The organism is Microbulbifer sp. 2205BS26-8 (assembly GCF_030731025.1).
Taxonomy (GTDB): Bacteria; Pseudomonadota; Gammaproteobacteria; order Pseudomonadales; family Cellvibrionaceae; genus Microbulbifer; species Microbulbifer spongiae.
Map to the genome: position 1 here is coordinate 36153 of NZ_JAVAMR010000024.1, position 23220 is coordinate 59372.

General features: G+C 57.2%; 26 protein-coding genes, 4 tRNA genes and 1 pseudogene. 10 read left to right on the top strand and 21 right to left on the bottom strand.

Annotated elements, in window-relative coordinates; all coding sequences use genetic code 11:
• Nucleotides 1–127: 127 nt before the first annotated feature.
• The 9 genes from queF to msrB all read right to left on the bottom strand — a co-directional run bounded on the left by queF (nucleotide 128) and on the right by msrB (nucleotide 4664).
• Complete coding sequence (gene queF, locus Q5Y71_RS09805; RefSeq protein WP_301417722.1) at nucleotides 128–958, bottom strand: NADPH-dependent 7-cyano-7-deazaguanine reductase QueF; 831 nt, start codon at nucleotides 956–958, stop codon at nucleotides 128–130.
• A gap of 8 nt (nucleotides 959–966) precedes the next feature.
• Nucleotides 967–1740 (bottom strand): ABC transporter permease, encoded by a 774-nt coding sequence (locus Q5Y71_RS09810; RefSeq protein ID WP_306042018.1) that lies wholly within the window; start codon nucleotides 1738–1740, stop codon nucleotides 967–969.
• Nucleotides 1737–2672, bottom strand: a complete 936-nt coding sequence (locus Q5Y71_RS09815; protein ID WP_306042019.1) for an ABC transporter ATP-binding protein — start codon at nucleotides 2670–2672, stop codon at nucleotides 1737–1739. Before Q5Y71_RS09815 ends, Q5Y71_RS09810 begins: the two co-directional genes overlap by 4 nt.
• Before the next feature lie 186 nt (nucleotides 2673–2858).
• Nucleotides 2859–2934: transfer RNA gene (locus tag Q5Y71_RS09820), tRNA-Gly, on the bottom strand.
• A 39-nt stretch (nucleotides 2935–2973) separates the two neighbouring features.
• Nucleotides 2974–3049 (bottom strand) — tRNA-Glu (locus Q5Y71_RS09825).
• A 114-nt stretch (nucleotides 3050–3163) separates the two neighbouring features.
• Nucleotides 3164–3239, bottom strand: a tRNA-Gly gene (locus tag Q5Y71_RS09830).
• Nucleotide 3240: 1 nt separating this feature from the next.
• Nucleotides 3241–3316 (bottom strand) — tRNA-Glu (locus Q5Y71_RS09835).
• 128 nt (nucleotides 3317–3444) lie between these two features.
• Nucleotides 3445–4254: a DUF1499 domain-containing protein gene (locus tag Q5Y71_RS09840; RefSeq protein ID WP_306042020.1), complete on the bottom strand. Its 810-nt coding sequence runs from the start codon at nucleotides 4252–4254 to the stop codon at nucleotides 3445–3447.
• Nucleotides 4251–4664, bottom strand: a complete 414-nt coding sequence (msrB, locus tag Q5Y71_RS09845) for a peptide-methionine (R)-S-oxide reductase MsrB (protein WP_306042021.1) — start codon at nucleotides 4662–4664, stop codon at nucleotides 4251–4253. Before msrB ends, Q5Y71_RS09840 begins: the two co-directional genes overlap by 4 nt.
• Nucleotides 4665–4791: 127 nt before the next feature.
• Between msrB and Q5Y71_RS09850 the strand changes: the two genes are divergently transcribed.
• Together Q5Y71_RS09850 and Q5Y71_RS09855 are read left to right on the top strand one after the other, a co-directional pair.
• Entirely contained in the window at nucleotides 4792–6006 is a 1215-nt protein-coding gene (locus Q5Y71_RS09850; protein ID WP_306042022.1) for a pyridoxal phosphate-dependent aminotransferase, read from the top strand.
• Nucleotides 6006–6428 (top strand): hypothetical protein, encoded by a 423-nt coding sequence (locus tag Q5Y71_RS09855; RefSeq protein ID WP_306042023.1) that lies wholly within the window; start codon nucleotides 6006–6008, stop codon nucleotides 6426–6428. The genes Q5Y71_RS09850 and Q5Y71_RS09855 overlap by 1 nt, the downstream gene beginning before the upstream one ends.
• Here Q5Y71_RS09855 and Q5Y71_RS09860 read toward each other — a convergent pair.
• Genes Q5Y71_RS09860 through Q5Y71_RS09880 form a run of 5 tightly spaced genes read right to left on the bottom strand, consistent with a single transcriptional unit; the run spans nucleotide 6425 to nucleotide 11115 of the window.
• Complete coding sequence (locus tag Q5Y71_RS09860; RefSeq protein ID WP_306042024.1) at nucleotides 6425–7366, bottom strand: class I SAM-dependent methyltransferase; 942 nt, start codon at nucleotides 7364–7366, stop codon at nucleotides 6425–6427. The genes Q5Y71_RS09855 and Q5Y71_RS09860 overlap by 4 nt on opposite strands.
• A gap of 2 nt (nucleotides 7367–7368) precedes the next feature.
• Complete coding sequence (locus tag Q5Y71_RS09865) at nucleotides 7369–8517, bottom strand: ATP-NAD kinase family protein (protein WP_306042025.1); 1149 nt, start codon at nucleotides 8515–8517, stop codon at nucleotides 7369–7371.
• Nucleotides 8508–9680 carry a 4-phosphoerythronate dehydrogenase gene (locus Q5Y71_RS09870; protein WP_306042026.1) on the bottom strand — a complete coding sequence of 391 codons (1173 nt, stop codon included), beginning with the start codon at nucleotides 9678–9680 and terminating at the stop codon, nucleotides 8508–8510. The genes Q5Y71_RS09865 and Q5Y71_RS09870 overlap by 10 nt, the downstream gene beginning before the upstream one ends.
• Nucleotides 9677–10570: a 5'-3' exonuclease H3TH domain-containing protein gene (locus tag Q5Y71_RS09875; protein ID WP_306042027.1), complete on the bottom strand. Its 894-nt coding sequence runs from the start codon at nucleotides 10568–10570 to the stop codon at nucleotides 9677–9679. The genes Q5Y71_RS09870 and Q5Y71_RS09875 overlap by 4 nt, the downstream gene beginning before the upstream one ends.
• Nucleotides 10567–11115 (bottom strand): elongation factor P hydroxylase, encoded by a 549-nt coding sequence (locus tag Q5Y71_RS09880; protein WP_306042028.1) that lies wholly within the window; start codon nucleotides 11113–11115, stop codon nucleotides 10567–10569. The genes Q5Y71_RS09875 and Q5Y71_RS09880 overlap by 4 nt, the downstream gene beginning before the upstream one ends.
• Before the next feature lie 328 nt (nucleotides 11116–11443).
• Between Q5Y71_RS09880 and Q5Y71_RS09885 the strand changes: the two genes are divergently transcribed.
• Nucleotides 11444–12130, top strand: coding sequence for a hypothetical protein (locus Q5Y71_RS09885; RefSeq protein WP_306042029.1), 687 nt, complete (start codon nucleotides 11444–11446; stop codon nucleotides 12128–12130).
• A gap of 131 nt (nucleotides 12131–12261) precedes the next feature.
• Here Q5Y71_RS09885 and tusA read toward each other — a convergent pair whose 3' ends face one another.
• From tusA to Q5Y71_RS09910, 5 genes are all read right to left on the bottom strand, one after another.
• Nucleotides 12262–12498, bottom strand: a complete 237-nt coding sequence (tusA, locus tag Q5Y71_RS09890; protein ID WP_306042030.1) for a sulfurtransferase TusA — start codon at nucleotides 12496–12498, stop codon at nucleotides 12262–12264.
• 73 nt (nucleotides 12499–12571) lie between these two features.
• Entirely contained in the window at nucleotides 12572–13198 is a 627-nt protein-coding gene (locus Q5Y71_RS09895) for an alpha/beta fold hydrolase (protein WP_306042031.1), read from the bottom strand.
• A gap of 4 nt (nucleotides 13199–13202) precedes the next feature.
• Entirely contained in the window at nucleotides 13203–13427 is a 225-nt protein-coding gene (locus Q5Y71_RS09900) for a YheU family protein (RefSeq protein WP_306042032.1), read from the bottom strand.
• Nucleotides 13428–13506: 79 nt separating this feature from the next.
• Nucleotides 13507–14319, bottom strand: coding sequence for a class I SAM-dependent methyltransferase (locus Q5Y71_RS09905; protein WP_306042033.1), 813 nt, complete (start codon nucleotides 14317–14319; stop codon nucleotides 13507–13509).
• A gap of 22 nt (nucleotides 14320–14341) precedes the next feature.
• A complete protein-coding gene (locus tag Q5Y71_RS09910) occupies nucleotides 14342–14641 on the bottom strand; it encodes an MTH1187 family thiamine-binding protein (RefSeq protein ID WP_301417688.1) in 300 nt (99 codons plus the stop codon).
• A gap of 130 nt (nucleotides 14642–14771) precedes the next feature.
• On the opposite strand from Q5Y71_RS09910, the gene Q5Y71_RS09915 reads away from it, so the two are divergent.
• The 4 genes from Q5Y71_RS09915 to mnmC all read left to right on the top strand — a co-directional run bounded on the left by Q5Y71_RS09915 (nucleotide 14772) and on the right by mnmC (nucleotide 18411).
• Nucleotides 14772–15302: a glycine cleavage system protein R gene (locus tag Q5Y71_RS09915; RefSeq protein ID WP_306042034.1), complete on the top strand. Its 531-nt coding sequence runs from the start codon at nucleotides 14772–14774 to the stop codon at nucleotides 15300–15302.
• 71 nt (nucleotides 15303–15373) lie between these two features.
• Nucleotides 15374–15847, top strand: coding sequence for a tRNA (uridine(34)/cytosine(34)/5-carboxymethylaminomethyluridine(34)-2'-O)-methyltransferase TrmL (gene trmL, locus Q5Y71_RS09920; protein ID WP_301417684.1), 474 nt, complete (start codon nucleotides 15374–15376; stop codon nucleotides 15845–15847).
• A gap of 13 nt (nucleotides 15848–15860) precedes the next feature.
• Nucleotides 15861–16400, top strand: coding sequence for a flavodoxin FldB (fldB, locus tag Q5Y71_RS09925; protein ID WP_306042035.1), 540 nt, complete (start codon nucleotides 15861–15863; stop codon nucleotides 16398–16400).
• A 10-nt stretch (nucleotides 16401–16410) separates the two neighbouring features.
• Nucleotides 16411–18411: a bifunctional tRNA (5-methylaminomethyl-2-thiouridine)(34)-methyltransferase MnmD/FAD-dependent 5-carboxymethylaminomethyl-2-thiouridine(34) oxidoreductase MnmC gene (mnmC, locus tag Q5Y71_RS09930; RefSeq protein WP_371877022.1), complete on the top strand. Its 2001-nt coding sequence runs from the start codon at nucleotides 16411–16413 to the stop codon at nucleotides 18409–18411.
• Here mnmC and Q5Y71_RS09935 read toward each other — a convergent pair whose 3' ends face one another.
• On the bottom strand, nucleotides 18412–19029 hold the full coding sequence (locus Q5Y71_RS09935) for a DUF502 domain-containing protein (protein WP_306042037.1): 618 nt from the start codon (nucleotides 19027–19029) through the stop codon (nucleotides 18412–18414).
• 48 nt (nucleotides 19030–19077) lie between these two features.
• Between Q5Y71_RS09935 and Q5Y71_RS09940 the strand changes: the two genes are divergently transcribed.
• The gene (locus tag Q5Y71_RS09940) at nucleotides 19078–19863 is read left to right on the top strand and encodes a glutaminyl-peptide cyclotransferase (RefSeq protein ID WP_306042038.1); all 786 of its coding nucleotides are present in this window, start codon (nucleotides 19078–19080) and stop codon (nucleotides 19861–19863) included.
• On the opposite strand, the gene Q5Y71_RS09945 is transcribed toward Q5Y71_RS09940, so the two are convergent.
• On the bottom strand, nucleotides 19844–20275 hold the full coding sequence (locus tag Q5Y71_RS09945) for a hypothetical protein (protein ID WP_306042039.1): 432 nt from the start codon (nucleotides 20273–20275) through the stop codon (nucleotides 19844–19846). The genes Q5Y71_RS09940 and Q5Y71_RS09945 overlap by 20 nt on opposite strands.
• 153 nt (nucleotides 20276–20428) lie before the next feature.
• On the opposite strand from Q5Y71_RS09945, the gene recQ reads away from it, so the two are divergent.
• Together recQ and Q5Y71_RS09955 are read left to right on the top strand one after the other, a co-directional pair.
• Nucleotides 20429–22231 carry a DNA helicase RecQ gene (recQ, locus tag Q5Y71_RS09950; RefSeq protein ID WP_306042040.1) on the top strand — a complete coding sequence of 601 codons (1803 nt, stop codon included), beginning with the start codon at nucleotides 20429–20431 and terminating at the stop codon, nucleotides 22229–22231.
• A gap of 103 nt (nucleotides 22232–22334) precedes the next feature.
• A pseudogene (locus tag Q5Y71_RS09955) lies at nucleotides 22335–23220 on the top strand (aldehyde dehydrogenase family protein); the annotation flags it as partial.

Consider the following 23220-nt stretch of genomic DNA (forward strand, 5'->3'; position numbering starts at 1 on the left):
TGCAGTTGAAGCGGTATTTCAAGAGTGATGAGTTTGGCAAACCGTCTCACCAGACCAGAATAGCTGATCGGGGCACGCTTGTCCGCCAGCTGAACACCTGCGAGCCAAACCTGAAAGAAACGAAGGACTACTGTCGGGGAAATCGTGGTGGCAAATGTTTCTCGATACACGTAGAGCGCAGCGGGTTAATATCCAGACCCCCACGGCGAGTATAGCGGGCACAGATCGTTAACTCAGAAAAATCCGCCAGCTGCTGGAGATCACAAAATATGCGCTCTACACAGTGCTCGTGGAAATCCTGGTGTTCGCGAAAGGAAATGATATAGGCCAGCAGCGCCTCACGCTCGAGCGCTGGTCCCTTGTACTCCACCACGACTGTGGCCCAGTCCGGTTGGCCGGTAACCGGGCAGTTAGTACGCAGCAGATGACTATAAAGTGTTTCGCTCACGTCCTCCTCGCGCTTATCCAGGGCAAGCAGTGCCGAATCCGGCTGGTATTGCTCTACTTCGATATCCAGATGATCCAGGCAATAGCCACAGGGCTTTTCCACCGCCAGGGCCCTATCCTCCACATCTACCAGGGTGACGCCCACATTAGTCAGAGCGGTGGCGCTCAAATCCCGTGCCAGAGTATCCTGTACCAGGCGCCAGGATTCAAACCTGCTCTGATTAAACGCGTTCAGATACAGTTTGAGGGATTTGGACTCCACCATGTGGGGACTCTCTGCCGGAAAACTGAAGCGTGCCACTGCCACCTGGGGCTTACCCCTGGGATTCAGCCAGGAGAGTTCAAATGCCCACCACTCGTCCACCCCAAAAAACGGCAGGGCACCGTGGGGCAATCCCAGCTGGGCGCGAGAAACAGAGCGCTGGATTGGATGCAGCAACTGTGGATTGTAAGTGGATTCATAATTGGTCTCCCGACCCAGAGGGAGATTGTGCCAGTCTTTTCTGCTCATACTCAGCCTCAGTGCCGCAAACGCTTGCCATGGCTCATCAGGTAGAGACCCCAGCTCACAAGCAAGGCAATAAATACCAGAACCCCAACGAAAGCCCAAACCACATTGATATCGGAGACGCCCAAAATCCCGAAACGGAAGGAATTCACCATATACAGAATCGGATTCAGTTTTGACAGTCCCTGCCAAAACGGGGAAAGCAGGTCAATGGAGTAGAAGACCCCTCCCAAATAAGTGAGCGGTGTCAGTACAAAGGTGGGGATAATAGAAATGGCATCAAAACTGTTGGCATAGATAGCATTGATAAATCCAGCCAGGGAAAACAGTACTGCAGCCAACAGTACAATAGCCACGGTGACGGCCAGATGCTTCACACTTAGTGAAGTGAAAAAAACCGCCACCAGGGTAACTATCAGGCCGACCATTAAACCCCGCGCTACGCCCCCAAATACATAGCCAGCCATCACCGCCCAGTTGGGTGTGGGCGACACCAGAAGTTCCTCAACACTGCGCTGGAACTTGGCACTGTAAAAAGAGGAAGCCACATTCGCGTAGGAATTAGTAATCACCGACATCATAATCAACCCCGGCACCACGAACTCCATATAGGGATAGCCATCCATGTTGCCGATCCGGCTGCCAATCAGGGAACCAAAAATGACAAAGTACAGCGACATGGTGATGACTGGCGGCACCAGTGTTTGCGGCCATATACGGATAAAGCGACGCAGCTCGCGACGCAAAACGGTGCTGAATGATATCCAGATCAACTTGCCGCTCACTGGTCCAGCCCCTCCATTTTTTCCTCGGACAACATGGAGAGAAATAATTCCTCCAGGCGATTGGCGCGGTTGCGCATACTGGTCACAGTGACACCCTGTGTCTTGAGTGCAGCGAAAAGCTCGGTCAACGACTGACCTTTCTCTAGCGTGACTTCCAGGGAGTGACTATCCAACAGGCGGCATTCAAATTCCAACAACACCGGCGCCTTCTCCAGGTAGGCATTGCAATCTAGAATAAACCTCTCACGGTTGAGTGTTTTCAACAGAGACTTGATTGACGTATTTTCAACAATAATCCCCTTGTCGATGATGGCAATATTGCGACACAGGCTTTCCGCTTCCTCCAGGTAGTGGGTTGTGAGGATGATTGTGGTGCCCTGCGCGTTGATCCTCTCCAAAAAGCGCCACATGGAGCGGCGCAACTCAATATCCACCCCGGCAGTCGGTTCATCGAGAATCAGCAGCTTCGGTTCATGAATCAGTGCCCGCGCTATCATCAACCGGCGCTTCATTCCCCCTGATAACATACGCGCCTGGGTGCCGCGCTTGTCCCAAAGGTCTAACTGCTTCAAGTATTTTTCAGAGCGCTCCCCGGCCAATTTGCGCGGCATCCCGTAAAAACCCCCCTGAGTCATTAAGATGTCGGAGACCTTTTCAAACTGGCTGAAATTAAATTCCTGGGGTACCACACCCAGCAAACGCTTGGCAGCAGGAAAATTGCTATCGGTATCAATCCCAAAAATTGAAACACTCCCTGCCGTCTTGCGCACCAGCGAGCAAATAATGCCGATGATAGTGGACTTACCCGCGCCATTGGGACCTAACAAAGCAAAAAAATCCCCCGGCTGTACCGCAAAGCTGATGTCTTTTAGAGCCTGAAACCCGTTTTCATAGGTCTTTTGCAAGTTTTGGATGGAGAGCGCCGCGGTCATCTTTCACTCCTGTCGCTTAAAGCGCCATTCAACGGGCTTACCTGGATAATTTCAAGCACAGGGCAGGGATTTGACCCTAAAAAACCCGCCGAGCAGTTGCAAACCGAAGCGCACCAGCGAAATAGACAGACTAACAGGCAATATATCGGAAAACGAAAACGCCAATCGAGCAAGCGGCTTTTTCTTTGGAGCGGGAAACCGGGTTCGAACCGGCGACCTCAACCTTGGCAAGGTTGCGCTCTACCAACTGAGCTATTCCCGCATTTTGGATTGGCCCGGCAGCTCGGCTGCCGGGCCCTATTGGCATCCCCAAGGGGAGTCGAACCCCTGTTACCGCCGTGAAAGGGCGGTGTCCTAGGCCTCTAGACGATGGGGACAAAAACCTGCACTACCACCTGCGGATCTCGCGCTGCCACACTGCCAGCAAACAATCGGTGGTCTTATTCTGCGGACAGAATCTAGACACCGCCCGGCAGAGTAACTTATTGAATTGGAGCGGGAAACCGGGTTCGAACCGGCGACCTCAACCTTGGCAAGGTTGCGCTCTACCAACTGAGCTATTCCCGCATGGCATCCCCAAGGGGAGTCGAACCCCTGTTACCGCCGTGAAAGGGCGGTGTCCTAGGCCTCTAGACGATGGGGACCCAGATTTACTTGTGCTGCTGCAGCGCTCCACAGTGTAGCTCCGCGTCAGAAGTGGGGCGCATTCTATGCACCACCCGGAGTGCTGTCAATATCCCTGCTAATTTTTTTTTCTTTTATTGTCAGGCACTTACCCAACCCAACGGATTCCAGTTGACCGGCTCTTGGGACGGATTGAAGCATTGCTGGGCACACTTTTAGCCCGGAGGTGTAACGCCTCGAGAAATACGCGGATACGCTTCGCATTGGCACCCAGATCACTGACGCCCACACGGGAGCTGGAGCGCACATCCACCCGAGAACCCCCATCGTCCTCTGCCTGCACCCGCACCACAATGTCATCCGTAAACCCCAACAACCGCGTTCTAGCCACGGCCTCCAGATGACCGCGCTCTGGCTGATAGGACACGAGTTTCCAGCCCAGATCCGTCGCCACCTCTCCCGCCAGCTCCGTCGTGCGAGTCACGGGCAAGTGGACGTGCAGAGGGATGATATCCGCGTAGACATCAACGCCGCGCTGCAGGCGGGCCACGGATTCTCCCCCATACTCGGCACTATTATCCCCTTTCTTACGCAGGGCCAGAATTGCGCGGTACTCGGGCGGATTGCGGGTATCTGTGCTGATATCGTGAATTCGCGGTACGCTGAAGTTGTCCTTGCCCACCGTCATCAAGGGCACCGCCACCGGCAACAGTCCCAATAAGACCGACCACAGGGCATTGCTGCGGGCGCGGACGTTGTGACTGCGCACACCCCAGACAAAGACAAACAGGCTGGCCAGTGCAATCGCCAGCGCCCCTGCCCCGGCATAGGTGAATACTTTGAAGACAACACCAAAGTGCAGCAGCTCGAACCTCAGCGCTAACCCTGCGAAAACAATGGCCGTGAGCAGAACCCATTGCGTCCACAGCAGAACGCGACTCCAATGCCAGTGTGTCACTCCTCACCTCCTTTCTCACCATTGTCTTTATCAAGTGTTACCGACAGGGAATTCACGCAGTAACGCAAGCCGGTGTCGGTGGGGCCATCGTTAAATACATGCCCCAAATGGCTGTCGCAGTTGCGACAGCGAATCTCCACCCTGCGCATACCAAAACTGTTATCGGGCAGCTCTCTGATGATGCCCCGGCTCGCCTCTGCATCGAAACTGGGCCAGCCGCATTGACTCTCAAACTTTGCTCCAGAGTCAAACAACACTTCGCCACAACAGCGGCAGCGATAGACACCCCGGTCAAACACATCCCAATACTCTCCGCTAAAGGGCGCCTCTGTCCCACCTTTGCGGCAGACTTCAAACTCTTCATCTGTCAGCTTATCGCGCCAGTAGTTATCATCTTTTTGTTTTGACATACTCTGTTACCCGTAATAACCAGTTCCCGCAGGAGCGGTGCCGACCGCTAGTGGACTTCCCGGCTTTTGCGCAGCTCGCTCGCGGACCAGGGCGGCTCCTGCCAAGCTACAGGGCTGCCGAACCACTATGAAGGACATCCACAAATCTGACAAACTGCACGGCGTCTGCTATGAGATCCGCGGCCCGGTGATGGAACAGGCCCACCGCATGGAAGAGGAAGGCCACCGCATACTCAAACTGAATATCGGCAATCCCGCCCCTTTCGGCTTCGATGCACCGGATGAGATCATCCAGGACGTAATTCTCAACCTCACCCACGCTCAGGGCTATGTGGAATCCAAGGGGCTGTTTACTGCACGCAAGGCCATTATGCAGGAGTGTCAGACCCTGGGTATCCAAGGAGTTGATATAAACGACATCTACCTGGGTAATGGCGTCTCCGAACTGATTTCCATCACCACCCAGGCACTGCTCAATAACGGTGATGAACTCTTGCTGCCCATGCCCAACTACCCTCTGTGGATGGCGGCAACCAATTTGACCGGCGCCAACCCGGTGTTGTACCGCTGCGACGAGGGTTCCGGTTGGCTGCCGGATATCGAGGATATCAAGTCCAGGATCACGCCGCGTACCCGCGGCATCGTAGTCATCAATCCCAACAACCCCACCGGCGCCATCTACCCGCGGGCACTGCTGGAAGATATCGTCGAAATCGCACGCAGCCACAATCTGGTGATCTTTGCCGATGAGATCTACAGCAAAATTCTCTATGACGGTGCGGAGTTTATTCCCATGGCCAAACTGGCCCAAGATGTGCTCTGCCTGAGTTTCAACGGCCTGTCCAAATCCTATCGACTAGCCGGCTTCCGCTCCGGCTGGATGGTGATCAGTGGCGCCAAACACCGGGCCGAGGGATTCATCAGCGGTGTGGACATACTGGCTTCCATGCGGCTATGCAGTAACGTTCCGGCCATGTTTGCGGTGCAAACCGCGCTTGGGGGCTATCAGAGTATCAACGATCTGGTGCTGCCCGGCGGACGCCTGCGCCAACAGCGCGATCTGGCCTACCACATGCTCAAAGAAATTCCCGGAGTCAGCTGCGTCAAACCCAGTGGCGCGATTTACCTATTCCCCAAACTCCATCTGGATCACCACAAGATTGACAATGATGAGCACCTGGTGCTCGAATTTCTGCGCCAGGAAAAAATCCTGCTGGTCCAGGGGACCGCTTTCCACTGGGATGCACCGGATCATTTGCGCATCGTCTTCCTGCCCCAGGCCGACGATCTCTGCCACGCCATCGAGCGCCTGGGGTATTTTCTGGAACGATATTCTCGCTGATGTTAGACGATTTACATATTCACGATTTTTATCGCCACACTGGCAGAATCCTGCTGGCGTTGTTTGACCAGTTCCCTGTACCGACCACCCTTTATGTAGAGGATATCGCCGGACCCGATACCCCTGACGCATTCGGACTGCACTCGCCGCACCATCTCGCCTGCCTGGGGGCAATGACATGGCTAAAACGAAGTGGCTACATCGACTTTGCCCAACTGCTGGGCCAGGAAGCGATGGAAAATGCAGTGCTGAGTCACAGGGGCTTTTTGCTGTTAATCAACACTCAGGCCGAGCCGGGGCAGAGCAACGCACAATTGCTCAACAGCGCCGTGCGCAGCGGTTCATCCGCGAAACTGCAGGCGCTGATAGAGCACCTGATGCGGGAGTTCGCCGCATCGGGAGGCAGCCTGTATGACCACTAATGCCGGCGGCGGTATTTTACGTGCAGCATCTTTAATGCTGCATCCGCATCCCGATCCGGGAAATCGGGATTCTGCGGCAGACGCGCGGCCACTGCATACCCCATATCGGCCTCGAGAATCAATTCGCGAAAGCGGGCCTCACTGTAGCGCGGGGAATTGATTACCATCAACAGATCCGCCTCCTCCGCGAGGCAAGCGGGCAATTGCTGCAGCAGTTTTGCGTAGTTATGGATCACATCAAAGCGGCCTTTCTGGCGTGTGGGGGGGTCCACCACCCCCAGTTGGAAGGGACCGCGCCGATCAAAGCGCTTGAACTGGCGCAGCGCATCCAGCGGCAGAAACTGGATGCCCTCCAGGGGCAGGCCATTGATCACGTGATTCTCGCGCCCGCGTTTCAACACGCCGCGGTTCACATCCACATTCACAATGTCAATATTCCCTGCCGAGCGGGCCACTGCAGAGAAAACACAGGTAAAGGCAAACAAATTAAGCATTTTCACCGGCTTCTGTCCGGTGCAAAAACGTATCTGCTCCTCCAGCCAGATTCGACCCGGCTCTATGTCGAGAAAGAAACCCACATTCTGCCGCTCGAAAGTGAGGGGAAATTTCAACCCTCCACGTCGCGCCATCGGCGTCGCTACCACCACACCGCACACCCAGTCCACCGAAACCCCGGCCAGATAGCGCCGCTGTACGGCGACACCCCGATAACCGCTAGGCTGCGCCAATCGCCACAATCCCTCACACAACGCCGTTTCGCCCCGGTGTGGCTCAAAAAAAGTGACCAGTATTGCCGGAAAAAAACTGTCTACACTGACCTGCTCCAGACCCGCGTAGCTGCGGCCACGGCCATGGAATAGCCGCCGGCTATCCCCGTCACCCCCGGCTAACTTATTCGCAACCTGCTCGAGTAATGGCTCCCACACCGCGGACAGCATACTTAGAGTGCCCCATTGCCCAGGGGATAGAGGATCGCATCCCGGTAACCAGTCACAACCCGGATAAAACCCGACCACTGCCAATCCAGTCCGGGGTCGCCACTATCCATCAGCAGGGGCCGACCACCCAGTTCGGAAATTTTGCTTTTGGTGGCCACCACCATCAAGTGATCGCGTCCCACTGCTCGGAGAATACTCGGGGAAAACTGCTGGTTGCCACGGCCAAGCAAATGACCCTGCCCGCCAATAGCGGTGAGAATAATGTTTACCGGGCCATTGTGCAGTGCCATGGCCGCTTCAATCTGAGGGGCGCTGACATCTGCCTGTTTCAAAGTGCCCTGCAGCAGCAGATCCACTCCCAGCAAAGTGCCCTGACAGCCCAGTGCAGTTAAAATCGCCAGAGTAGTGGAGCCCGGGCCGACGATATACAGTGTTTGCGGGTCCAGTGCCTCAAGAATGTCGGCTGCGATATCCGCCACCGCCAGTGCCTCTACTTCGCGCCCGGCATTCTTCACCGCCTGTAAAAAATGGCCCTCCCGAGGTACCAGCAGTTCGCCGTAGTAGCGGGTGCACACGCGCCCCCGGCGAAAAGACTGTTCGTCGATATCCCGCACTTCACACTCACACAGATCCACCAGCTGCCCTGCCATCAAACGCCGCAATACTTCACCCCCGGCTTTGGGAGAGATGGCAAAACATGCCGAATGCATCTTGACGCCGGCGGGAATACCCAATACCGGGAAATGTTCTCCGAGGGCGTTGACGATATTGCGTGCAGTGCCGTCACCGCCGATAAACACAATCAGGTCGGCACCGGCATCACGGATAGCAGCGGCTGCCCGTTCGGTATCCGCGGACGTGGAGGGGGTGGACTCCGCAGCTCCCAGGATACGCACAGAAAAACCCAGCGCACGGGCGGTGTCCTCTCCCATCTCGCCGGCAAAACATAGTAGTTCCAACTGTCCGCGATAGGGCGTCAGGGCCTCCAGGGCAATCCTCGCACGCAAGTGGGACTGGGGTTTACTACCCAAAGACAGGGCCCGTTCAACTGTCTCGGTACCATCACTGCCCTTCAGCCCCGCCGGGCCACCAATGCCTGCCCAGGGGTTAATAATCAACCCGAGTTTTTTCACCTGCTTATCTATTTGCACATCAAACCCAATATTGCCAGTTGTTGCAATTCTTCTTCGTTCAACACCTCCGCCGGGGCTGTGTAGTGACAAAACTCCAGACGCTTGGGGTACTCCCGGCGCAGCCGATCAAATCCCTGCGCCATGGGCTCAGTGTCGGACGCCGCTTCGCGCAGGCGGCGGTCATCCACGCGCGGATCGTACATCTGCAGCAGTAGATCGGGCATTGCCCCTCCCTGCCCTGTCCCTAGGTCAGCCTCACCACTCCTCGCATTTCCCGGCACAATCCGGATAGTGGCGCTATTGCCTGAGGTTTCTGGAGCCATTGGGGGAAGTGCAAGATCCATCACAGCGGACAACCCCTCTCGAACCTGGCGGGTTCCGGCCAGCTTGCCGTCATCACTGTAACCGGCAATATGCGGCGTGGCCAAATCCACCCGTTGCAACAGCTCGGTATCGATCTCCGGCTCGTTTTCCCACACATCCAACACCGTTCGAAAGCACGGTTTCCGCTTGAGCCGTTGCAGCAGCGCGCGGCTGTCCAGCACCGCACCGCGCCCGGCACTGATCAGCACAGCACCATCGCGGATATGCGACAGCTGCTCCGGCCCGACCATATGCAGGCTGGGATAGCGCCCGCCTTTGACCAGGGGTGCGTGCAAACACACAATATCCCGCCCCAGTACCTGGGCCAGTGGGGCAGAATCCGGGTTATCCGGCAGCCAGGGGTCATATACCACACAGGAGGCACCCAGGGCATGCAGACGCTTTTGCAATAAACCACCCACATTGCCGCACCCCACAATACCGAAACTGCGCCCACGCCAATCGACCTCCAGAGCGGCCAGGGCACAGAATACATACTCCACCACGGCATTGGCATTACAGCCAGGTGCCGTACTCCAGTGAATGCCATTGCGCTCCAGCCACGGAATATCCAGATGGTCTGTGCCGATGGTGCAGCTGCCTACAAAGCGCACCGGGGTGCCCTGCAAGAGGCTCTGATTCACTTCGGTCACGGAGCGCACCAGCAGGATATCCGCCTCGGACAACTGCTCCCGGCTCAGGGTGCGACCAGGACAGCGCCGCAGGGTGCCGAGATCCCCGAAGAACCGCTCCAGTGCTGGAATATTTTCATCGGCGACGATCCTCAATCCGGGGGTCTCTACACCGGTGTTATTCATTCAGACTCTCCATGCGCACACCCAAGGATACGCATCATTTTTCCGCCAAGGTCGGAAATGCCGAATTCCCCTGCCAGGGCGAGCGCCAGGTACAGGTCGACAGACTGGGGGCGCAATTGCCCCGGGTTGATATCCAGCGCCATATTCTCCTCCAGGCAGGTCAGACGTTTAGCCAAGCGCAACTGGTCCGCATACTGCTCAAGGCGCGCAGCAGTCCCCTTGGCACCGCGCAACGGCAGGACGGCCATTCTGTCGAGCTGTGCCAGCAGGGCTTCAATATCTTCGAACTCTCGCAACAGACAGGACGCGGTTTTCGGGCCAAGCCCGGGGATACCGGGAATATCGTCCCCCCTATCCCCCACGAGGGCCAGGTAATCGGCAATCTGCTCCGGGCGCACACCAAACCTCTGCTCCAGGGCCTCGCTGTCCAAACGCCGATCTGCCACTAGATCCCACAGGGACGAGGCTCCGCGGGCCAGCAATTGACCCAGGTCCTTGTCGCGACTCACAATAACCGGAGCATACCTGCGCAGTTTGCGGGTCAGGGTGGCGAGGATATCATCCGCCTCGTAGCGTTCACTGGCGAAGCTGGCGATACCCAGCGCCTCCGCCATCTCCCGACAGGCCGCCAGTTGGTAGGCGAGGGCAGCATCGGGCAAGGCGCGGCTGCACTTATAAGTCGGGTAGAGTGCATTGCGAAAGCAACTTCCCAAGGATTCATCAAATGCACAGACAATATGGCGCGGACGCCGCGCCAGCATGTCCAACAGCAGATTGGTAAAACCGTAAACCGCTTCGGTGGCATAGCCGCTACGGCTGTGCCAGTGGGGCGGTAGGGCAAAGTAATAGCGGAATATATGAATTGGCGCATCGATCAGATAACTGCTCACGATAAATCCGCCAGTTGGTAGATTTCGGCGCAAAACGGGTCGGGCTGCTCAAACGCACAAGCCAGGGCCCGGGCAAAGGCCCGCGCACGGGCGTTGACCCCCTTCTCGCAGTATTCCCGCACCCGCCCCCAGATCGCTGCCTTGAAACTGTCGCTGGGGCCCAGGTCACTGTGAAGATTGTCACTACTCACCCGGAATCCGAGACCACAGGCCCGGGCAAAGATCCACTCCAGGGCCTGGGGTTCTACCTCCACTTCCTCGAACGCCGCCTGCTGCTCGGCACTGCGCCCATCGGGTAAATACCAGTAACCATAGTCTGGCAGCCGGCGGCGAACCTCTCCGGCCAGGCACCAATGTGCTGCCTCATGTAGGGCGCTGGCAGCATAATCCAGGGTAAACTCTACTTGGTGGTATCGCTGATTTCTCTCGGCAGGTCGGTAGTAGGGCTCTAAAAAGCCGCCGCAAAGTCGGGTATTGAACCCTTTTGGGTCGGCAAAACAGCAATCAAATACTAAGGCGATGCGAGCAGCCATTGGCTGAGTCATAGAAACTGGAGCTATTTCCGGGTTCTGAACGGGCAAGGTGTTCTCCAGGGCACCACAAAAGTGGGGACTATATCAACGCCTGCGCGGCAATCAAGGGGATGCTGCCACAGAGCAGATCCATCGCCCTGGTTGTATTTCCGCAGATCACCATATACCTTTATTGGCAGGGATGTCGCCAAAGGCAAAGCTTGTTGCGGATCCCTTAAGAGGGGAATTAATGTATTCCAACTCCCCCTCTTCTCCGGTCTCCCCTCAGTGACAATGCATTCGCAGTCGCAGCAGTATCTGGGGGAGGCGGTATCCAACCGGCCCTGCCAGGAGGTGCTCCATGACAGACCACTGCTGCAACAATGTGGTTGACCTCTTCACCGGCGAGCCGATCGGCACTTCGGCGGAAAGGCGCTTTATTCGTCTTTCTCCGGAACTCGACGGCTTGGAAATGCTCTACTCCAACAACGCCAGCGGAAAGGATCTCTATAGTTTGAAGATTCTGTGCTGGGGACTCAAAGCCAATGGCGAGGTCGTGGGCCTCGTCCCCTGGTTAAACTCCATAGTGGCCTGTCCTGATATCCAGGACCCTCTGGACGGGTGTTTTAAGGGCTACTACGACCCCGGCATTGAAGAGATTTTCCATCAGCCCCCGATCCACAAAATCGTCGAGTTGGAGACTGCGGCGGAGTACTTTGAATACGAGAGCAACAAGGCCGAAGAGGTACTGCAGGAGATCCCCGATAGTATCGGCACCCATGCGGTGTTTATGGACGAGGACAGAGAGAACCTGACACTGATAGAAGTCATCAGTTGGCGCCTGCACGCCGATGGCGTGATTCTCGGTATGCTGATTGACCACGATATCGTTGAAACTACCCCGGTACTGCCGGGTGACCACTGCCTGTACCCGGCACAACAGAGCGAGGGCTTTCGCTACTTCTTTCAGCACCATATCGCCAACAAGATCAAATCCGAAGACCCGGAGGCATTGGCGGCTATTGCTGCACTGGTCACAGCGCCATAATAGCCCAACCGGTCGATATCAATCTAATTCCATCTTTGCATGGCCGGCTTGCGACCGGTCGAACTCCGCAAGCGCTTTGCCATTGACCAGGCATAGGGCTTGCGGGTTTTATAGCGGACGTTTCTGGCCAACTATTCCGCCCCCACCCTTTTGATCCAATATACGAACTCCTCGTTTTCCCCGGCTTGTTGAAGCAGCTCATAGCCGAGAAACTGACAGAATTTGGGGACATCCCGCTGGGTGGAGGGGTCGGTGGCAAGCATTTTCAATACCTCTCCATCGGCAATATTGCGCACCGCTGAATGCAGTAACATCAGCGGCTCTGGACACAGCAGGCCGCGGGTATCGAGGATGTGATCTGGCTTCATAGCATCCATTGTGCGCAATTTAACGGGCGCGGTCACCTGCGCGTCCAGGCCCGCCGATGCAGGAAGAGGTGGCTCATGGCCCTCTGGAGCGGAGCATAAACTGCGCTACGACCGCCTGCGCCGACTGCCAATGCCGGGCCTGGGTCAATCCACTGGCGCGACGGGGCTTAAAGTCGTGGTCTCCATCTTCCAGCCATGCGATCTCAACGGCATGTGACAATCCGTAGCCCGCCACTTCGGCACAGCTGCCCAGAGGATCCCGGTCTCCTTGTACAATAAGCATTGGACAGGAAATACCAGCCAGATGCTGAGTACGCAGCTTGTCCGGTTTCCCCCTGGGGTGGAACGGGTAGCCCAGACATATCAAACCGGCGATTAAGCCCTTCTCAAAACTCGCATCGGCAAGCAGACTCGCAACCCTGCCCCCCATGGACTTGCCACCAATATACAAGGGCAAATCGTCCAGTTGCCGCACTATCTGCGCGCCGAAACAGTCCAACAATTGAGGCATGGTATTGGGCGGGCGCCGGCTCCCGCCGGTGCGGCGTTGGGCCATATAGGGGAACTCGAAACGAATCACTTCTATCCCCAGAGCACACAACCCTTGGGCCAGCACCTGCATAAACCGACTGTCCATGGGGGCACCAGCACCGTGGGCACACAGGAAGCGCGCGCGGGGCACCTTTGGGCGGTTTATCAAGTACTCAGACACCTTGGGACAGGTCCCGTGCCAGTACCAGGTTCACAGACGCCTCACCCGCATCGAACCAGATGACCACCTCACCGGACTGTAACTGGCGACGCAGGCTCGATACCTTTTCCGACAGCGCAACCTCGCGCTCACCGTATTCGGTGCCCTCGCGGGTGGCATACTCCTCCAGGAGACTTTGCAGCGTGGCGGGATTGAGCTGTTCAAAGGGGATAAGCATACAAAAACAAATCGGGCGGGGGGGACGCGACCAGCATCGCGCCCCCAGCCAGTAGTCAGTGCCAAAAAACAATGGGCACTCAGGGTTTCGGCTTGCGAAAACGCAGGGTCATACGGTCACTTTCCCCGATGGCCAGATACTTTTCCTTATCCTCATCCCCCAGGCGCAGGGACGGTGGCAGGGTCCAGACCCCCTTTGGATGCCGGGCGGTATCCTTCGGATTGGCGTTGACCTCACTGCTTTCTTCCAGCTCAAAACCCGCCTTTTTGGCCACTGCAATCACATAGTCCTGGGTGACATAACCGCTTTTGATCATTTCCTCCATGCTGGTACCGTGTTTAGCACGGTGCTCCACCACACCCAACACACCGCCGGGCTTGAGGGCGGCGAAAAAACTGGCAAAGGCCTTGTCTTCGTAGCCGCGGTACATCCAATTGTGCACATTGCGGAAAGTCACTACCGCATCGGCACTGCCGGCGGGTGCTATCTCGCGCCCAGTCTGCGGGGAGAACTCCGTAACTACAATGCGTTTATAGGCTTTTTCATCGGAAGCCAGCTTCTTCTTGAAGCGTTTCAGAGAGCGCTGGTAATAGTCAGACTCACTGTCTTCGGGAAAATGCGCCGCGTAGAGCTTGCCCTTCTCGCTGAGATAAGGGCCAAGAATTTCTGTGTACCAGCCGCCTCCAGGAGTAATTTCAACCACCGTCATCTCCGGTTTTATCCCTATAAATTTCAGGGTTTCCACCGGATGGCGGTACTGATCCCGTGCGCTGGTTTCCTCGCTGCGGTGATCTCCCTTAACCACAGAATCCAGATTTGCAGCCTGGGCGCCTCCGGACAGGACCAGTGCACCGGCCAGGGCCAGCAGGGATTTCTTAATATTGATCGTCATAATCGCTCCTGTTTTGTTCTCGTTAATCCAGCTTCGACCGCACGCTGTCGATTTTATCTTGTAAAGACTGGTTGCGGTCCAAACGGGTTCCCAACTTCAGGCTGGTGCTGATGCGTTCGGCGCCCATTGCATGCACCCGTTCGTGGCACATCTTAACTGCAGCCATTACCGCATCCCACTCTCCTTCGATATTGGTACCGTACGCATGCAGTTCATGGGTGAGCCCGGCTTCTGCCAACACTCTTTCGCACTCTGCCACATATGCGCTAACAGACAGCCCCACTCCCAGGGGAATAACACACAAATCGGCAATCACTTTCATCGGCAGCCCTTCCTAAATTACCCCTTTCGACGGGTGTGGATAATGACTTTGAGATTAAACGATAGGGTTATCCGACGAAATCCTATTACAATCCAGTCTACATGTCTTGAGTAAAGCAAGGAAACCCGGTATGCAACACCATCTGGTTATCTCCATGATCTGCGACGACAGGCCCGGCGTTGTGGAAACGCTCTCTGCGGTCATAGCAGATAACGGTGGCAACTGGGAAGACAGCCATATGGCACACTTTGCTGGAAAATTTGCCGGCATTCTGCGCGTTGCCATCCCCATAGAAAAAAGCCGCTGCCTGAGAAACGCCCTCGCCGATTTGGCCCAGGAAGGATACAACCTGGTGATCGAGGATGCTGTCGCTGTCACTGCCCCATCCCGACAGACATTGACTCTCAAACTGGTGGGCAATGACCGCCCGGGTATAGTGCGCGAGATCTCTCGCGCCCTTACCGCCCGCCACATCAATATGGAACAATTGGAGACCACCTACAGCAGTACCCCCTGGAGTGGCGAGCCGCTGTTTTGCGCCGAGTGCAAGATCAGTGTGACCAAAGAACCGGATTTTGACGGGCTGCGCGATGAACTCGATCAAATTGCCATCGAACTGGGGGTGGAGATCGACTGCGAAGAGATCGCCACTGCCCGTTAATTATGGGATAATTCGCACCCGTACAAGGCCGGGTACTCCCGCCCCGAGCCGGTGAGGGCGGCCCCCAGCCAATGTTCAAGATTGTTCTATACCAACCGGAAATAGCCCCCAACACCGGCAATATTATCCGGCTCTGTGCCAATACCGGTGCCGAACTGCACCTGATTGAGCCTCTCGGCTTCCATATGGACGACAAACGCCTACGCCGTGCCGGGCTCGATTACAGCGAGTACAGCCCTGTAGTACGCCACCGGGACTGGCAGGCCTTTATCGATAGTGAACAGCCCGTACGGGTACTGGCACTCTCTACCAAGGGCAGTCGCTGCCACTCCGCCGTGGAATACCAGCGTGGAGACGCCATCGTCTTCGGCCCCGAAACACGCGGTCTGCCCGCAGCATTTCTGCAGGCTGTCGGTGCACAAAACACCCTGCGTATCCCCATGCGCGCCGAAAGCCGCAGTATCAATCTGTCCAACGCCGCCGCCATCGTTATTTACGAGGCCTGGCGTCAGCAGAGCTTCAGCGGCGCCGTCGCCCGTTGGTGAGTATCCTGTAGTTATGCAAAGCGTCCAAGCCCCTATAGGACTGTTTTACGGCTCCAGTACCTGCTACACCGAAATGGCTGCGGAAAAAATCCGCCAGTGTATCGGGCCACAGTGGGTAGACCTGCACAATGTGGCCGAGGCAGATATCACCCTTGCGGAGGATTACGATTTCCTGCTGTTTGGTATTCCCACCTGGGACTATGGCGAGCTGCAGGAGGACTGGGAGAATATCTGGGACGAGTTGGCTGCCCTAGATCTAAATGGCAAGGCCGTGGCCCTGTTCGGCCTCGGCGACCAGGAAGGCTATCCCCAGTGGTTTCAGGATGCACTGGGTTACCTGCACGCCCAATTGGTAGCTTGTGGCGCCCGCCCCCTGGGCTACTGGCCTGCGCAAGACTATGCCTTCGAGCAGTCCAAGGGGCTAACACCGGACGGCAGCCAATTTGTGGGCCTCGCCCTGGACGAGGAAAACGCATCTGACCTCAGCCAAGCGCGTATCCAGCACTGGTGCGCCCAGGTAATGCGCGAGTTTGGTTTGCGGGAAGAGGCCTGATAGGAGTCCAGTGTTGCACGAACCCAGTCACCACTATGCACAGATCGAGTGGCGTGACAATGGCCAGCCCCTGTCCCGTACCTATGGCGATGTCTATTTCTCCACCGCCTCAGGACTGGAAGAAGCCCACCATGTCTTTCTTCAGCACAATGCCCTGGCAGCGCGCTGGGCGAACCTCGGTGATAGAGAGCGTTTCACCATCGGCGAGACCGGCTTTGGCACTGGCTTGAATTTTCTCGCCGCCTGGGCACTCTGGCAAAAAACCGCGCCCCAAAGCGCACAACTGCATTTCTTCTCCGTTGAGAAATGCCCTCTGCGCCCACAGGATCTGCGCAGGGCCCTGGTCCTGTGGCCCCAGTTGCAACCCCTTTCCCAGCTTCTGCTCGACAACTATCCCGCCCTCCTTGCCCCGGGTGCGCACCGACTGCAATTCGGCCAGGTGAGCTTGACTCTGGTGATCGGTGAAGCCAGCGAAGCCCTGCGGGGCCTGTGCCTGCAACAGGAGCAGCGCGACCGGCAGGTAGATGCCTGGTTTCTGGACGGATTTGCCCCGGCGAAAAACCCGGAGATGTGGACCCCATCGCTGTTTGCAAGCATCGCGACCCTGAGCAGGCCCAGTGCCACCTTTGCCACCTTCACCTGCGCCAGGCCAGTCAGGCACGGCCTGCGCGATGCGGGCTTTATCTGGCGCAAAGTGCCCGGTTTCGCGCGCAAGCGGGAGATGCTGTGTGGTGCACTGCACAGTGCCTCGAGAAGCCAGACTACAGCAACCCCTTGGTATCTGCCCCCAGAGATGCCGAAGTGGCCACAGACTGCAGCCGTTATCGGCGCTGGAATTTCAGGCGCCACGGTTGCCAGGGCACTGGCGGAGCGCGGTGTGCGGGTTCGGGTTTTTGAACAGGGGGCAACCCCTGGCAGCGGTGGCTCCGGCAACGGCCAGGGCATTCTCTATGCAAAGCTGTCTCCCAAACCCGGTCCCAACGGCGACTTCAACCTGCACGCCCTGCTGTTTGCTCAGCGCTATTACCGCAATCGCTGCGCGCAAGTCGCGCACTTGAATGGCCTGTTGCAACTGGCCCAAACAGACCGAGAACGAAGATTGCAACAGCAGGTTGCTGAGACCCTCGCGAAACACAACAGCCAGACCCTGGCCCACGCCGTGACACCTGCAGAAGCGAGCGCGCTGGCGGGAGTGAATCTGGCTGTCAGCGGGCTTTATTTTCCCCAGGCGGGCTGGCTGGAACCACAAAAAGTATGCGCAGCCCTACTGCAACACGACAATATTGAATTGTACTGTGACACCTCGATAGAACACCTCGAACAGTGCAATTCCGGCTGGTGTCTGTACACTGTGGAAAAGACATTTAAAGCCAATGCGGTGATCCTCTGCGGCGCCAGGGACATTTGCCGCTTCCCACAATCCGCCCCCCTGCCTCTGAACCCCATCCGCGGCCAGGTATCCGTGGCCAAAGCCACAGCGGCCTCCCGCCAGTTGAAGGTCGCGCTCTGCGGCGGGGGTTATATCACCCCAGAACATTGGGGCAGTCAAAGTTTCGGGGCCTCCTTCAAACTCAGGGAAACTGCCATCAACCTACGCGATAGCGAGCACCGGGCAAACCTGGAGATTCTGGCTGCCCTGCTGCCACAGCTTTCGAGGGATTTCTCCTCTCAGGCACTCAGTGGCCGCGCGGCCCTGCGTGCCGCAACACCGGATTACCTGCCTGTGGCCGGCCCGGTGCCCAATTGGACATCCCTTGACACCACCTATGCGGGCCTGCGCAAAAATCGCAAACAATTGATTCAGCAAACCGCCCAATACCAGCGCAATTTGTATGTGATGGGCGGGCTGGGCTCCCGGGGCTTTACCTATGCACCGCTCGCCGCGGAAGTGCTCACTGCTTGGCTACTGGGAGAGACTCTACCGGTCAACGCCCGGCTGGCCAGGGCACTGCACCCGGCACGCTTTGCCATTCGCAACCTGGGTAAAAACCGCGCTCCCGTCACCGTGTGATCAGGTCTTGGCTGCCGGCGCCAACAGGCTGGCACTGCCGGCGCCGCAGGCCACAATTGTTTTCATTGCCCTCTCCACAGACACACCCGGCAGTATCTCCACACAGTCAGCAGGCACGTGGAAGACAAAACCCGAAGTGGGAACAGGTGCTGTGGGCACATAGACAGTCATATCCCCACTGGCGTGTTGGGATGTCACGATGGCGGTGACCGACAGGGGATTGTGGACCCCGTGAATACGCACCCGTGCAACCGGCCCGGACAGCACACCCTCGCCGCCACCGCCAATAAACTGCGTCACCAACTCCCTGATGGTGCTGTAACCCGGTGCCAAACGCCCCAGCCAGTGGTCCACATGTCGGTGCAGCCAGTGGCCAATACTGGTTTTCACCAGCAGACCTATCAGGAAACAACCGCCCAAAATCAGCGCTATCACCACAAGCCGTGCGAGGGTATCCTTAAATTCGGTGTGGGCCTCCAGCCAGATAACGGCCGGTGCCACAATTTCACTGATTTGACCAAACAGCCACTGAAATAGCAGCACAAAAATGGCAATGGGCAGCACAACCGCCAGACCGCCCAGCAGGGTCAACGAAACAAAGGTTTTTACTTTGGTCATAGGTTATTGATGTACCGATTTCTCACTCTCAGTTGGACACTACCCCGAGTGTCCGCGCTGTTTCTGTTTGCAGCCACCGCGCAGGCACAACTTCCGGCCATCCCCTATACCGTTCTGGAGCAGCGCCAACGCAATGGGGACCATTTTACCCAGGGGCTTTACTTCAACGGCCAGCGCTGGTGGGAGAGCAGCGGACTCTATCGCCGTTCCTGGCTGGCAGAGTATACCGATCCCGGCACCAACCCGGTAAGGCGGAAATGGCTGGCGGGTGAACTCTTCGCCGAAGGCCTCACGGTACTCGGGGACAAACTCTATCTGCTGACCTACAGGGCCGGCGAGGTGCATATCTACCGAGCCCAGGACCTTCAGCCCTTGGAGATCAAACGTTACAGCGGTGAGGGCTGGGGCCTCACTCACGACGGTACACACCTAATCATGAGTAACGGCAGCGGTGCACTGGCCTTCCGCGACCCGGACACCTTCGCGGTATTGCGCCACCTGGCGGTAAAAGGCGGTAGTGAGCACTGGTCCAATCTCAATGAACTGGAATTTGCCGAAGGCCTGATCTGGGCCAATATCTGGCAGGACAACCGTATTATTGCCATCGACCCCAACAGCGGCGAAGTACGCGGCATCATCGATCTGCACAACCTGATACCGGAGGTACGCAATCATCCCGATGCGGTGGCCAATGGTATCGCTTGGGACAAAGCCCGCAACGGGCTCTGGGTAACCGGAAAATACTGGCGACAACTGTTTCTGATTCGTCCCCAGGGGCTTGGTTTCAACAAGGCGGCAAATCCCAAACCGGCAATCAGCGCCTCTGACCAATAACCGTCAGCACACCACCATCACAGAGATAGTACATTGCAGAGAGCTGTAACTGCAGGCGAAAACCGTGACCACGTTTTTGCAGGCTGACCCCCTCCAATCCGTCCTCTCCATCGTATAGCGTGGTGGACTGACCCGAGTCACCCTGCCACTGAACCGCCTCCACCCTGCGCATCCCCGGAAGCTCAAGCGTGACAAGGGTAAATTGGTCCGGCAGCGGATGCAGCTCAACCTGGGCCACACCCGTGGCGGTGGCCAGGGAAAATGCCAGCTGATTTTCCGGCGCAGAGCGCCAGCCCAGGTGGGTATCCGCCGCAAGGGATTGTGCAAAATGGCGCGGCACCCCGGAAGCACAGCCCAGCGGCACAACCAGAGCCGCCGACCACAACATCAATAACAAAAGCAAAGTGCGCATAGCCCTACCCTTAGCCAATTGCTGTGATGGCCTGCGATTATAACCCGTGACTCTTGTCACAAAACAAAATCTGTCAATTGCATCCTATTTCAAGGAAAAATCGGCCGATAAACCCACCACACAAAAACCTGGCGCAGGGTATACTCCGCCGCCATGCAATCCCCTCAGCAGATTCTCGAGCACATCTTTGGCTATGCGCATTTCCGCGATCCCCAGGCCGCGGTGATCGACACCCTGATGGCCGGCAACGACGCTCTGGTGCTTATGCCCACCGGTGGGGGCAAGTCTCTGTGCTACCAGATACCCGCGCTGGCCAGATCCGGTTGTGGCGTGGTGGTCTCTCCCCTGATCGCCCTGATGCAGGACCAGGTGGAAGCATTGCAGGAAGCCGGCATCCGCGCCGCCTTTCTGAACTCTTCCGTGTCCTATGAGGAAACGCTGGCCATTGAGAGTCAACTGCTTCACGATGCCCTGGATCTGCTGTACCTGGCACCGGAACGGTTGTTACAGCCCCACACGCTTTCACTCCTGCAGCGATCCAAACTGTCGCTGTTCGCCATTGATGAAGCCCACTGCGTGTCCCAGTGGGGGCATGACTTTCGCGCCGACTACCTACAGTTGAACTGCCTCCACGAACAGTTTCCCAACGTGCCGCGTATTGCACTGACAGCTACCGCGGACCAGCGCACCCGCGCAGAAATTGCCCGGAGACTCAACCTGAAGACCGCCCGGCATTTTGTCAGCAGCTTTGATCGTCCCAATATCCGCTACCGAATCGAACCCAAGGGCAACCAGCGTCGCCAGCTGCTGCAGTTCCTGCGCGGCACTCAAAAAGGAAGTGCAGGCATTATTTATTGCCTGTCCCGCGCTAAAGTGGAAAATACCGCCGAATGGCTGAGCCAGCAGGGATACAGCGCTCTGCCCTACCACGCGGGTCTGCCCGCCGCTATCCGTGCTAAACACCAGCGCCGCTTCCTGCGCGAGGAGGGAGTCATGATTGTGGCCACCATCGCCTTCGGCATGGGTATCGACAAACCCGACGTGCGCTTCGTAGTGCACCTGGATCTGCCCAAAAGTATCGAGGCCTACTACCAGGAGACCGGTCGCGCAGGTCGCGACGGTGAGTCCTCGGTGGCACTGCTGCTCTACGGCTTGGAAGATGTGGTCAAGCTGGCTCAGATGGTTGAAGCCTCCGAGGGCAGCGAGGAGTACAAGCGCCACGAACGCGGGCGTCTTAATGCCATGCTGGGTCTGTGTGAAATCACCAGCTGCCGCCGCCAGGCCCTGTTGCACTACTTCGCCGAAACTCTGGATCGCCCCTGTGGCAACTGTGATACCTGCCTGGAGCCCCCTGCCACCTGGGATGCCAGCGAGGCCGCCATCAAACTGCTGTCATGCGTCTACCGCACCGGCCAGCGCTTCGGTGCCACCCATGTGATCGATGTGCTGCGCGGCTCCGGGAACGAGAAAGTGCGCAGATTCGAACACCAGCAACTCTCTACCTATGGTATTGGCAAAGACCTTGCCAGCAGCGAGTGGCGAGCTCTGATGCGACAATTAATCGTGCGCGGCTACCTGGAGGTGACTGGCGAGTTTCAAAGGCTCAGGCTGACAGAACTTTGCCGCCCGCTGTTGCGCGGGGAGGTGTCCCTGCAACTGCGCAGGCTGCCGGCAAAAACCTCTCGATCCTTCTCCCGTGATCCTGCGGCCCTGGAAGGCCTGACCTGTGAGGACCAGCCACTCTGGCAGGCCCTGCGCAACTGCCGCAAGGCACTGGCGGAGGAACGCGGCGTACCACCCTATGTGGTCTTTCACGATGCCACCCTGCGCGGCATGGTAAAGGCACACCCGCAAACCCGCAGTGAATTACTGGCCGTTTCGGGGGTTGGTGACAACAAACTGGCCCGCTTTGGCGACGCTTTCCTTGCAATACTGAGAGATTTTCCCAAGCGCTAAGACCAGAACCAACCCACAACGCTTCCCCCCCCCTCGGGCACACCTATGTTAAAAAGGCGAAAAGAGCTGAAAATCCCCCATCCTTCCCCAGTGAGACAAAACCATGAAAGTCATTGGCCATCTGATAAACGGCGCCCTGAATACTGACGGCGACTCCGCCGCGAGTTCACGCTTGCAGGATGTTACCAACCCTTCAACCAACACAGTCATCGGAAAAGTTGCACTGGCCAGCAAAACCACCGTCGAAGAGGCCATCGCCGCGGCCCAGGCCGCCTATCCCGCTTGGCGCAACCTGCCCACTGCCAAGCGTGTGCGCATCATGTACCGCCTGAAAGCCCTGCTGGAGCAGCATGCCAATACCATCTGTGAACACATTACCCGAGAACACGGCAAAGTTTTCAACGACGCCATGGGTGAACTGCAGTGCGGTATCGAAAACATTGAATAAGTCTGCTCTGCCCCGGAAATGCTCAAAGGGGAACACAGCAGGAATGTGAGCCCCGCCATCGACTCCTGGAGTGAACTCCAGCCCCTGGGAGTCTGCGCCGGGATTACCCCGTTTAACTTCCCTGCCATGGTTCCTCTGTAGATGTGGCCAATGGCCATCGCCTGCGGCAACACTTTCGTCCTCAAACCATCAGAACGTACCCCTTCCTCCGCATTATTTATCGCCGAACTCGGTATCGAAGCCGGCATCCCGCCAAGTGTCCTTAACGTGGTAAATGGCGACAAGGAAGCGGTGGATACCCTGTTGATCGACAAACAGGTTCAAGCCGTTAGTTTTGTCGGTTCCACCCCGATTACGGAATATGCCTATTCTACCGCCACTGCCCACGGCAAGCGGGCACAGGCTTTTGGCGGGGCCAAGAACCATGCCATCATCATGCCGAATGCTGACCTGGATTACGCCGCGACTGCACTGATGGGAGCCGCCTTTGGTTCCTGTGGCGAGCGCTGCATGGCCATTTCCGTAGCAGTTACCATCGGTG

Coding starts and splice junctions, on each gene's coding strand:
- queF (WP_301417722.1), bottom strand. CDS start 958: ATGAGCAGAAAAGACTGGCACAATCTCCCTCTGGGTCGGGAGACCAAT.
- Q5Y71_RS09815 (WP_306042019.1), bottom strand. CDS start 2,672: ATGACCGCGGCGCTCTCCATCCAAAACTTGCAAAAGACCTATGAAAAC.
- msrB (WP_306042021.1), bottom strand. CDS start 4,664: ATGTCAAAACAAAAAGATGATAACTACTGGCGCGATAAGCTGACAGAT.
- Q5Y71_RS09850 (WP_306042022.1), top strand. CDS start 4,792: ATGAAGGACATCCACAAATCTGACAAACTGCACGGCGTCTGCTATGAG.
- Q5Y71_RS09855 (WP_306042023.1), top strand. CDS start 6,006: ATGTTAGACGATTTACATATTCACGATTTTTATCGCCACACTGGCAGA.
- Q5Y71_RS09860 (WP_306042024.1), bottom strand. CDS start 7,366: ATGCTGTCCGCGGTGTGGGAGCCATTACTCGAGCAGGTTGCGAATAAG.
- Q5Y71_RS09870 (WP_306042026.1), bottom strand. CDS start 9,680: ATGAATAACACCGGTGTAGAGACCCCCGGATTGAGGATCGTCGCCGAT.
- Q5Y71_RS09880 (WP_306042028.1), bottom strand. CDS start 11,115: ATGACTCAGCCAATGGCTGCTCGCATCGCCTTAGTATTTGATTGCTGT.
- Q5Y71_RS09885 (WP_306042029.1), top strand. CDS start 11,444: ATGACAGACCACTGCTGCAACAATGTGGTTGACCTCTTCACCGGCGAG.
- tusA (WP_306042030.1), bottom strand. CDS start 12,498: ATGAAGCCAGATCACATCCTCGATACCCGCGGCCTGCTGTGTCCAGAG.
- Q5Y71_RS09900 (WP_306042032.1), bottom strand. CDS start 13,427: ATGCTTATCCCCTTTGAACAGCTCAATCCCGCCACGCTGCAAAGTCTC.
- Q5Y71_RS09905 (WP_306042033.1), bottom strand. CDS start 14,319: ATGACGATCAATATTAAGAAATCCCTGCTGGCCCTGGCCGGTGCACTG.
- Q5Y71_RS09910 (WP_301417688.1), bottom strand. CDS start 14,641: ATGAAAGTGATTGCCGATTTGTGTGTTATTCCCCTGGGAGTGGGGCTG.
- Q5Y71_RS09915 (WP_306042034.1), top strand. CDS start 14,772: ATGCAACACCATCTGGTTATCTCCATGATCTGCGACGACAGGCCCGGC.
- trmL (WP_301417684.1), top strand. CDS start 15,374: ATGTTCAAGATTGTTCTATACCAACCGGAAATAGCCCCCAACACCGGC.
- fldB (WP_306042035.1), top strand. CDS start 15,861: ATGCAAAGCGTCCAAGCCCCTATAGGACTGTTTTACGGCTCCAGTACC.
- Q5Y71_RS09935 (WP_306042037.1), bottom strand. CDS start 19,029: ATGACCAAAGTAAAAACCTTTGTTTCGTTGACCCTGCTGGGCGGTCTG.
- Q5Y71_RS09945 (WP_306042039.1), bottom strand. CDS start 20,275: ATGCGCACTTTGCTTTTGTTATTGATGTTGTGGTCGGCGGCTCTGGTT.
- recQ (WP_306042040.1), top strand. CDS start 20,429: ATGCAATCCCCTCAGCAGATTCTCGAGCACATCTTTGGCTATGCGCAT.